Origin of the sequence: Enterococcus sp. (assembly GCF_022711995.1) — a bacterium.
GTDB lineage: Bacteria > Bacillota > Bacilli > Lactobacillales > Enterococcaceae > Enterococcus_D.
Window position 1 is genome coordinate 24,372 of sequence record NZ_JALAHI010000003.1, and the last position, 9,428, is coordinate 33,799.

7 protein-coding genes are annotated in these 9,428 nt (G+C 41.7%); 1 reads left to right on the forward strand and 6 read right to left on the reverse strand.

Annotation, left to right across the window (positions count from 1 at the left end):
* Positions 1-6 precede the first annotated feature (6 nt).
* From aguA to ptcA, 3 genes are all read right to left on the reverse strand, one after another.
* The gene (gene aguA, locus Q0A12_RS00180; protein ID WP_291290710.1) at positions 7-1,104 is read right to left on the reverse strand and encodes an agmatine deiminase; all 1,098 of its coding nucleotides are present in this window, start codon (positions 1,102-1,104) and stop codon (positions 7-9) included.
* Entirely contained in the window at positions 1,058-2,476 is a 1,419-nt protein-coding gene (locus tag Q0A12_RS00185) for an APC family permease (protein ID WP_291290716.1), read from the reverse strand. Before Q0A12_RS00185 ends, aguA begins: the two co-directional genes overlap by 47 nt.
* A 229-nt stretch (positions 2,477-2,705) precedes the next feature.
* The gene (gene ptcA, locus Q0A12_RS00190) at positions 2,706-3,734 is read right to left on the reverse strand and encodes a putrescine carbamoyltransferase (RefSeq protein ID WP_291290711.1); all 1,029 of its coding nucleotides are present in this window, start codon (positions 3,732-3,734) and stop codon (positions 2,706-2,708) included.
* Between the two features lie 271 nt (positions 3,735-4,005).
* On the opposite strand from ptcA, the gene Q0A12_RS00195 reads away from it, so the two are divergent.
* A complete protein-coding gene (locus Q0A12_RS00195; RefSeq protein ID WP_291290712.1) occupies positions 4,006-4,941 on the forward strand; it encodes a helix-turn-helix transcriptional regulator in 936 nt (311 codons plus the stop codon).
* A 201-nt stretch (positions 4,942-5,142) separates the two neighbouring features.
* Here Q0A12_RS00195 and Q0A12_RS00200 read toward each other — a convergent pair whose 3' ends face one another.
* The 3 genes from Q0A12_RS00200 to Q0A12_RS00210 are packed head-to-tail and all read right to left on the reverse strand — an operon-like array spanning position 5,143 to position 9,322.
* Positions 5,143-6,783 carry a peptide ABC transporter substrate-binding protein gene (locus Q0A12_RS00200; protein ID WP_291290713.1) on the reverse strand — a complete coding sequence of 547 codons (1,641 nt, stop codon included), beginning with the start codon at positions 6,781-6,783 and terminating at the stop codon, positions 5,143-5,145.
* A 32-nt stretch (positions 6,784-6,815) separates the two neighbouring features.
* On the reverse strand, positions 6,816-8,237 hold the full coding sequence (locus Q0A12_RS00205; protein WP_291290717.1) for a transglutaminase-like domain-containing protein: 1,422 nt from the start codon (positions 8,235-8,237) through the stop codon (positions 6,816-6,818).
* Between the two features lie 2 nt (positions 8,238-8,239).
* Positions 8,240-9,322 (reverse strand): dipeptide epimerase, encoded by a 1,083-nt coding sequence (locus Q0A12_RS00210; protein ID WP_291290714.1) that lies wholly within the window; start codon positions 9,320-9,322, stop codon positions 8,240-8,242.
* Between the last annotated feature and the right edge of the window lie 106 nt (positions 9,323-9,428).

Sequence of the window (9,428 nt, forward strand, 5' to 3'; positions counted from 1 at the left end):
CTCCCCCTATCTTTGTGGTTGTTGTTGCGTGATACAGTGAATATTCCCACCACCGTATACGATCTCCACTGTATTTACCCCGACGACTTCTTTTTCTGGGAAGATTTGTGCAATTTCTTCTAGAGCCAGCGCATCATTTTGGTCTCCATACTGAGGAACGATCACACCGTTGTTTGTAATCAGAAAGTTCATGTAAGAAGCAATACAAATGTCGCCATCTTCTCGCGGCATCGTTCCTTCTACGTAATCGATCTTGAAATCTCCATCGATGGTGACATTTTCTACTGGGCAACAAAGTTTATGGACTTTTAATTTGCGACCTTTGGCATCGGTCATTTCATTCAAACGTTTGTAAGCCGCTTGGGCAGCTTCATAAAAGGGACTGTCTTTATCTTCAGTATAGATACAAGCCACTTCTCCGGGACGAACAAAACATGCCACATCATCCACATGGCCATTGGTTTCTTCAGGATCGATTCCATCCCCTAACCAAAGTACCTTCTCACAGTTCAAGTAGTCGCATAATTTTTGTTCGATTTCTTCTTTTGTCATATGAGGATTCCGACCTTCACTCAACAAACACATCTCCGTCGTTAGCACAGTGCCTTCCCCATCGACATGGAAGGATCCCCCTTCTAAAATGAAATCTTCTGTTCGATAAGAATCCACGTGTTCGATCTCACAGATTTTTTGAGCAACTAAATCATCTTGATCCCATGGGAAATACAAGCCATCGACTAAACCGCCCCAAGCATTAAATCCCCAGTCATTGCCTCGTAATTCGCCTTTGTCGTTGATAACAAAGCTAGGGCCACAGTCACGAATCCAAGCATCGTTGTTGGACATTTCATAGACAGTGATGTCTGCAGGCAATTGACGACGACAGTTTTGATACTGTTGTTGCGACACGACCACATTCATTGGCGTAAATTTGCTGATAGCTTTTGCGACTTCGGCAAATGCTTCTTGAGCCGGTTTGCCCCCATCACGCCAGTTATCCGGCCGTTCTGGCCAAATCATCCATACTTTCTCTTGTGGTTCAAACTCTCCGGGCATTCTAAACCCGTCTTGTTTCGGTGTGGTCTTTTCGATTCGTTTTGCCATGATATAGCACTCCTTCTTTTTTGATTTTTTTGATCCAGATAATGGCTTCACCAACGAGGGCAAATACAATTGCTCCAATCGTGATTGGTAATTGCTGATTTAGTGTCTCAGCGTCAAATTGTAGTGGAATGGCCGTAAAAACCAACGAAATCACGATCATGATCATCGGTAGTGCGACTAATACTTTCAAGAACAAGTCGCTGCCACTCACTTTGAAAGGTCGAGGTGTTTCTGGATCGATTTTGCGCAATTTATAAAACGCAGGAAACACAGGTACATACGATAGTAAGAACATCACTAGATTCAGTGAGAAAAATGCCCAAAATAAATCTTGATTGGGTAAAATCGGCGCAATCACAACCACGATGGAAGCAACGAGACCGTTCATAATTGCCGCACCAGTAGGCATACCATTTTTTTTGCTGCGTTTGGCAAACACTTTCGGCATATCGCCATTTTCAGCCGCATAACAAGCAGTGTTGTTGACCCCTAGTGACCAAGAAATCATGTTGCCAAATAATGTCAGCAAGAATAAAAAGGCCATCGAAATAATAAACCAGCCGCCGGTGGATCCTGTCAGCAATTTAAAACTATCCATCAATCCACTACCGGTACTGATTTGATCGGTAGGAATCGCTACACCGATCCCGAATGCAGAAAAAATGTAAATGGCGGCAATCACCAGTCCGCCGGCAATGATCGACTGTGGAATTTGTTTCTTAGGATTTTCCATGTCGCTTGCAAATGTACAGATAACTTCAAATCCTAATAAGTTAAAAATGATTACCGAAATAAAGGACAAACTATTCAAATTGAAGCTTGGCAACATGGAAGAAAGAGTAAACTCATTCGCCACACCTTTGGTAAGGGCAGTATAAAGACCTAATCCCCCAATCAAAATTGCCAACAGCATTTTGATAACAGCTGCGCCATTCAAAATCCATACACTATCACTAACTGGATAAAAACTGATCCAAACGATGATCCAAATAAAAATCAGTTCAATCACAATAGTAGCTGCCGTTGAAAACTCGCTACCTGTGATAGTCGTCAACAAATCCGGACAGACCACCGCTAGAGATGCTAACCACAGTGGATAATTGATCCAGTAATACCAAGACACCCGCGATCCCCAGCGATGACCGAAAGCTTTCGTCACCCAATCATAGATACCGCCATCGCCAATATAGGTCGTCCCTAATTCCGATGAAATCAATCCATAAGGCAAAAGGAACGCAATCAGCAGAAAGATCCACCAAAAAAACTGTGAATTTCCGATTGCCGCTACTGGTGCAGCCGCTTCTGCCACAAATACAACACAAATAACAGATAAGATGGCACTCATTAAACTAAATTTTTTCTTCTCTCCCATTGTTTTCTTCCTTTCCGGTACAAGGGAATAAGGATTGACCAACGATTGAAGGATTCTCACAACTAGCGGACTTCTCCCGCATGAATTCACCCGCGGCATAAAAGCTGCAGCCATTTCTGAATCAGAATCCGCCTGTAAGAATTCGGAAGAAGCGAGTTTCAAGTCGTTGGCTCCTCCTCTTGAACAGAAACAATCCTCACGCATCGTTAGGATACGCAGACTATTTCCTTCATCTCTTGCCTCTAGTTTCACCTAGCAAAGCTTCCAAGTCTTTTTTAGCCGCTGCTTTTTTGGTCTCGTCGATTGGATTCTTTTCTTCATAATCCCGCATCAAGTACACTAAGAGGCCGCGAATCGAAGTCAAGCGATTTTCTGCTTCATCAAAACAGATTGAGTTTGGACCATCCATAACCTCATCCGTGACCTCTTCCCCACGAGTAGCCGGCAAACAGTGCATAAATTTCGCTTGTTCACCAGCACGTTTCATCAAGTCAGTATTCACTTGGTATTTAGGGTAAAAGACACGCATACGTTCCTCTTCTGATAGTTCCGCTTCATACAGTCCATACCAAACATCGGTATAAACAAAATCCGAATCTTCGATCACGTCGATTTGATCTGAGATCGTATAAGAGCCGCTAGATTCTTTACAGATGGCATCCAATCTTGCCCGATGGTCTTCATTCAACTGGAACCCTTCTGGACCAAATTGAACGAATTCCATCCCCATTTTTGTTGCAATCAATCCTAAAGAGAAGCAGACTTGTGTGGCATCTCCAATAAAGGAAATCTTGCAGTCTTCAATTTTTTTGCCGGCTGGAAGATGTTCGATCATGGTGCAAAGATCGCCCAATTCTTGCGTTGGATGATTGAAGTCAGACATCCCGTTAATAACTGGGATCGTAGCATTCGTGGCTAAGTCATACACACTATGATGCCGTTCGACACGAGCCATCAAAATATCAACTAAACGAGAAAGAACACGGCTCGTATCTTCTATCGTTTCATGACCGCCCAATTGAATTTGTCCCGGTGCTAGATATTCTGCATGTCCCCCTAATTGTGTCATTGCTGTTTCAAAAGAAACCCGCGTTCTGGTAGAAGACTGTTGAAAGATCATCCCTAATACTTTGTTCTTTAGTAAAGGGGGATAAAAACCATTCTTGATGGCCGCTTTGATTTTCAATGACAAGTCAACGATTTGTTGGATCTCCTCCTTCGTGTAGTTTTCCGTTGTAATAAAATCTCTTTTTTCCATAATGTAACCTCCTAAGTGATTTGTTTGCTTTTGCATCTTCACTTTAGGAAAAAAAGGGGGAGTTTACGATAAGCTATTAGTTGTAAACGTTATCATTATCGATTCACCCTTGCTGAGGACTGGTTTATTTTTAGATATAAACCAGTTATTTTCCAAGGGTTTACAAAAGTTTAGAGGGAAGTTTAGCGGAATTAAAAGTAAAGAGAAAACAATTGATGTTATAATTAGGGTAAAAAATCTGGTGCAAGAAAAAAATGAAAGGGGATTCAATATGATAGCTATTTTTATTTACAATATTCTATTGATCATTCTATATTCCATCACCATGACTTTTGCTATTTATACTTATTTAAAAGAAAAAAACAAGTTATTTCTCTGGATCGGTTTGTATTTGGCATTCTTCATTTTTGACAACACGATTATTTACATGACGGAATTCCTCAATTCCTTTGCCCAAAGTTATGATCAAGCATTCATGAGTGCACCAGCAGTTAAAACCATTATTTTTATGGGAAACGCCTTTTTCTCCATTTCTATTCTTGCCGAACTACGAAAAGAAAAACTCTCCCCCCTCCATTATGCTTTACTGATTGCTTTGGCTGTTTGGATGATCACCACCCCACTGATGGATAATTCAGCATTTAAAGTCTGGCTCTATTACCTTGGCAATCAACTCTTCCTGTTTTATCTAGGAATTTATTGTTGGCAAGGAACCAAAAAGGATATCCCTTTGCTGAACAAACACTATTTAAAGCAGTTGATGATCATCAATCTCTTCTTTAGTATTTTGATCGTTATTGAAGATAGTTTCGTGATTTTCAATGTCGATCAATACAGTTCTTTAGCGACGAAGATTTATAATCGCAGCATCTCAGAGGATATTTTTTCGATTGTTGTCTGTGTTTTATTGCTGCACTTCTTCATCAAAGAACGCCGACCGCAGGAAGAAAAGCCGCAAGAACAAGACGCCTCGCTCTTGGTTCAAAACTTTTGTCGGGTTCATCAGTTTACCCAGCGAGAAACAGAAATCTTTGCATTACTGCTGTCACATCAAACCAATCAGGAAATCGCCGATCAGCTCTTCCTTTCCTTAGGAACAGTCAAAACCCATGTTCATAATATTTTTATCAAACTGGACATTAAAAAGCGCACACAAATTATGATCCTTTTTGAAGAGTACAAAGAAGCCAATGAAGCAGCCGCCTAAAAAAAGGACTGTGCCATAAGTCTCCTACAAGTAAAAATATCCGAACATTAACTAGTAGTGCTCCTGCGGTGCAGGGGCTCCTCGTCGGAAAAGTCCGAGGAATCTCTAGCAATAGCATATGTTTCGGTTTCACTTGTTGGATGATGACTTATATCACAGTCCCCTGATAAAGTATGAACGTTGTGATTGATTGCTACCGGCTTATTCTTCCATATAAGCATACTTGATGATCGTTGACGGTCCGAAAGTTGGATAGTACACCCCTTTCAGAGAAGGATTGACCATAATACTACGCGCTCTTTGGTAGATTGGAACGATCCCAGCGGTGTCTTCTACTAATAGTTTTTCTGCTTTGATCATCGTATCCCAACGTGTCGCTAAATCATTGGCATAGGTCGTATTGCTATCAGCAATCAACTGATCATAGTCTTTGTTTTCATAATTCGTGTTATTCGGTGAAACGAGATTGTAAAGGTACGTCATTGGGTCTTGATAATCTGGTCCCCACGTTCCGATAGCTAACTCGTAATCGCTTTTTCGCGTCAAATCAATCGAATTATTCAATGGGACGGACTTGATTTCAACAGTCAAACCCGGTAAGACTGTCTGTAACTGATCTTGAATGAATTCAGCCACTTTTTTATCTGCATCGGTGTCTTTTGTTAACATCTCGATGGAGATCTTATCCCCAATATCCGCAGTGGCTTTTTGCCAGTAAGCAAGTGCAGTGGCTTTATCCGGTCCTTTCAAAGGCGCATCTTCGCGAAAATCTTTGCCGGTTTCCGGATTGAAGACAAAGTTATTCGGAATAAACCCATTGATTGCTTCTGATCCATCTGATAAAACATCTTTGACTAAAGCTTCTTTATCAATCGCATAATAAACGGCTTTTCGTACATTTTCATTGGCAAAGATCGTATCTTTACCATCTCTTTTTTGATTCATCTTGAAATAGTGGATATAAGAGGTCAGCACCGTCTGTAGTTCTTCGTTAGCGGCATTTTGCTTCACGTATTCCCCATAAATATCCGCCATATCCAACTGTCCTTCGTTGAAAAGATTATACCCTGTAACAGCTTCTTTGATTACTTCATAATGGATATTCTCCAGTTTGATGGCATCACGATTGTAGTAGTCTTCATTTTTTTCCAGATCCCATGTAGAGGAAGCTTGATCCCAATTTTTCATCAAAAAAGGGCCATTAGTTAAAATATTTTCACTTGAGGTGCCATAAGCATCCCCTTTTTCGGTGACAAACGCTTCATTTTGAGGAAAAAATGGAGTGAAGGCCAATATCGAAGTCAAATAAGGCACTGGCTGCTCCAATTGGATCTCGATCGTGTAATCATCCGTAGCTTTCGCTCCTAGTTCAGAAGGGTCTTTTTCCCCATTGATGATTTCAGTACCATTTTTGAATGTGCCGTCTAATAGAAACATGTAGTTTGCTTGATTGGCTGGTGTGGCTAGTCGTTGCCAAGCATAAATAAAATCTTTAGCTGTCACTGGTTCCCCATTACTCCAAGTTGCATCTTCTCTCAACGTGATCGTGTAAGTCAAACCATCGTCGGATATGTTGGGAAAATCTTTGGCAATAGCCGGTGCGACTTTATTGGTGTCATCGATTTGATACAATCCATCAAAGACATTGACTTGAGCATTGATACTTGCCGTATCTTGGGTAGAGAGGGTATCCATCGATCCAATTTCGCTTTGTTCCATCAAATTGACCACACTGCTCTCTTTGGCAGTAGCTTTAGATTCTTTCTGATAACTACAACCTGAAAAACCGATGACACTCGAAACAACCAACAAAACCATCAATCTTTTTTCTTTATTCCTCATTTACGTCCTCCTTTTACATGCGTCCCAACCGCTTAGCGAAGCGCTTTTTCTAAAATCGTCATCTCAATCAATTCAGCTTGCCAATCCAGCTCATCATAGCGGTAGCCTTTCTTGGCAGACTCAAATTCTCCCCGCTGATTGTCAATGGGATCTGCTCGTAAGAATTGCTTCGCTACGGTAAATCCCCCTTGAATACAGTTATTAGCAGGTAAGCGAAAAATATCTAGGTTTCCAAAATAATAACGCCAGCGCTCGTCATTTCCCCCTCGAAATGCGCTGCCCCCAAACGAAACATCTACATAAAGCCAACCGTACTCTGGTAAATAGAAGCGCGCCCAGTCATGAGGGCCCACAAAAAATTCCGAAACATATAAACCCGACTCCCATTCCGCTGGGATATTCGCCATACGACACAACGTGATAAATAAAAGTGCTTGAACACCGCAATCCCCTTTCTGATTGACAGCACAATACTCACTGATATTCGGAATCGCATAGTATTCCCGCATAAACGAATAGGTCACTTTGGTAGTTACAAAATGATAAATCGCATACGCACGTTCCAAGGGATTTTTTGCTTCCGGCAAAATTTCCTGCAACAATTGCTTTAGAAAAGGCGTAAACTGAATATGGGGAGCGAATTCATTTAGTGCGGATGCAAATGCGGCTTTTTCCGACTCCGTCAACTCACGAATCACGGTTTTTTCAGCCAATAAGTGAAATAAATCCGTATAAACAGCCGTCAACTCATAGCTGTGTTCCACAGTCGCTTCAATTGAAGAAGGCTCATTGGTTTCAAATGAGATCGTTCGCTGTGGTGCAGCGAAGGGATCAATCTGCTTGACCGCTCCTTTTGTCTGGAGAATCTTGGCATTGGTCACCTTTCCAGTGTCCCGAGGCAAAGGAATATGTGTCAAGAAAGGACCGTCTCCTTTATTAAGCGTTGTTAATGGTCTAAGGGATTGTTTCAAAACGATTCGAGCAGTTCTTTGTCCGAGCTGTTTCATTTTTGCGACGTTCTCATCCAGTTCTACTTGCCGGGCACTGTCAATCCCGTTTTCTTCTTCAAACAAATAGCGGGTATAATAGTCTGAGCGCGTCTTAACGAGATTAGCAATAAACCGTTCATGGAAAACTTTTTTACCATTCAAGTAGATCCATTCGACCTCTCCTGCCTCCACTAAACGATCCAGTTCTTCTCGCTGAAAATCGGCAAAGGACTGTTGCATCATCTCCAGTGCTTTGGTTTCTTCATAGGGATATTGCTTTGCTTCAAAAACAGTCAAAACTTTTAATTCCGTTTGCAAACGATCTTTTAAGACTTCACTGATACGGGCATTGTTCAACTTCTGATGAATGAGTTGACGTGTTAAAGAAAAATCCCCGAAATCTTTGGCTCGTTGAATGTCTTCTGGCAATGGAACTACTAGATTGGATAGATCATTAGGATCCATACTCACAGCGCCACCTCCTCTTTTTGATTGATGCCTAATCCGGCGGCTCCATTCAGTTGAATCACCGGCGTTTTTTCTGTGCCAACAACCCCTTCGTAAGCAAGGTCAGCTAAATCAAATGTCGCATCAAGGTCAGCGAAACGAACATTTTTTTGTGCAGCAACAAAGTGAGCTGCCGCTGCGATACTAATATTGGTTTCTCCTGCCATACACCCTACCATACAAGGGATATTCGCAGCTTCGCAAATACTATTGATCTGTAACGCTGGATAGATGCCGCCGCATTTCATCAATTTGATATTGACAGCATCTACTGCATCTTTTTTGATCAATGATAACGCATCTTGAGGAACAAACGCCGCTTCATCTGCCATGATCTGCTGAGTGACCTGGGTTCTGACAAAGGCCAATCCATCAACGTCACTGGCAGGTGTGGGCTGCTCAAAAAAAGCGATATCATATTTTTGCAACTGTTCAATCATCTTAACTGCTTGCTTCGCCCGCCAGCCTTGATTGGCATCGATTCTCAGCTCGATTGTCGGACCAACAGCTGCCCGAATTTGTTTCACTCGTTCAATATCGTCCTTCTCATCCAATCCAACTTTGATTTTCAGTGCGGTAAACCCTTGTTCCACATATAATTGGGCGTTCTCTGCCATCACTTCCGGGGTATCGATGGAAATCGTCATATCCGTCTCTACTTGGTTATCCTGACCACCTAACAGCTGATACAAAGGCAATCCGGTACTTTTTCCCAATAGATCATAGCAAGCCATATCGAGAGCTGCTTTGGCAGAGCCCTTGCCTTTCATAGACTGGTTCATGATGCTATGGATCCGGCTTAATTGCCGGGGATCTTCTCCTGTTAAGGCATCAGCCAATAACTTCAGGGCAGCTTCACAGCCTTCAAGCGTCTCTCCTGTTACTAAAGGTTCTGGTGTTGCCTCACCGATTCCAACGTCTCCGGTATCAGTAATCACTTTAATGGTCAAATTGCTGACCTCCGTAATCACCCCTAATGCAATTTTAAATGGCTTACGCAACAGTATTTTATTTGCAGCAACCTCAACTCGTTCAATTTTCATCTTCATTCCCCCCTCTAATTAAAAATGACTATATCACTCCAATTTTTCCTTTTCAACTACTTTTCTGAATTTTCTGAATTTTATTTTTATACAGATTATGCAGAAC

Bases quoted from the DNA above. Each gene is read 5' to 3' on its own strand.
- aguA (WP_291290710.1), bottom strand. From the start codon at position 1,104: ATGGCAAAACGAATCGAAAAGACCACACCGAAACAAGACGGGTTTAGA.
- Q0A12_RS00185 (WP_291290716.1), bottom strand. From the start codon at position 2,476: ATGGGAGAGAAGAAAAAATTTAGTTTAATGAGTGCCATCTTATCTGTT.
- ptcA (WP_291290711.1), bottom strand. From the start codon at position 3,734: ATGGAAAAAAGAGATTTTATTACAACGGAAAACTACACGAAGGAGGAG.
- Q0A12_RS00195 (WP_291290712.1), top strand. From the start codon at position 4,006: ATGATAGCTATTTTTATTTACAATATTCTATTGATCATTCTATATTCC.
- Q0A12_RS00200 (WP_291290713.1), bottom strand. From the start codon at position 6,783: ATGAGGAATAAAGAAAAAAGATTGATGGTTTTGTTGGTTGTTTCGAGT.
- Q0A12_RS00205 (WP_291290717.1), bottom strand. From the start codon at position 8,237: ATGGATCCTAATGATCTATCCAATCTAGTAGTTCCATTGCCAGAAGAC.
- Q0A12_RS00210 (WP_291290714.1), bottom strand. From the start codon at position 9,322: ATGAAAATTGAACGAGTTGAGGTTGCTGCAAATAAAATACTGTTGCGT.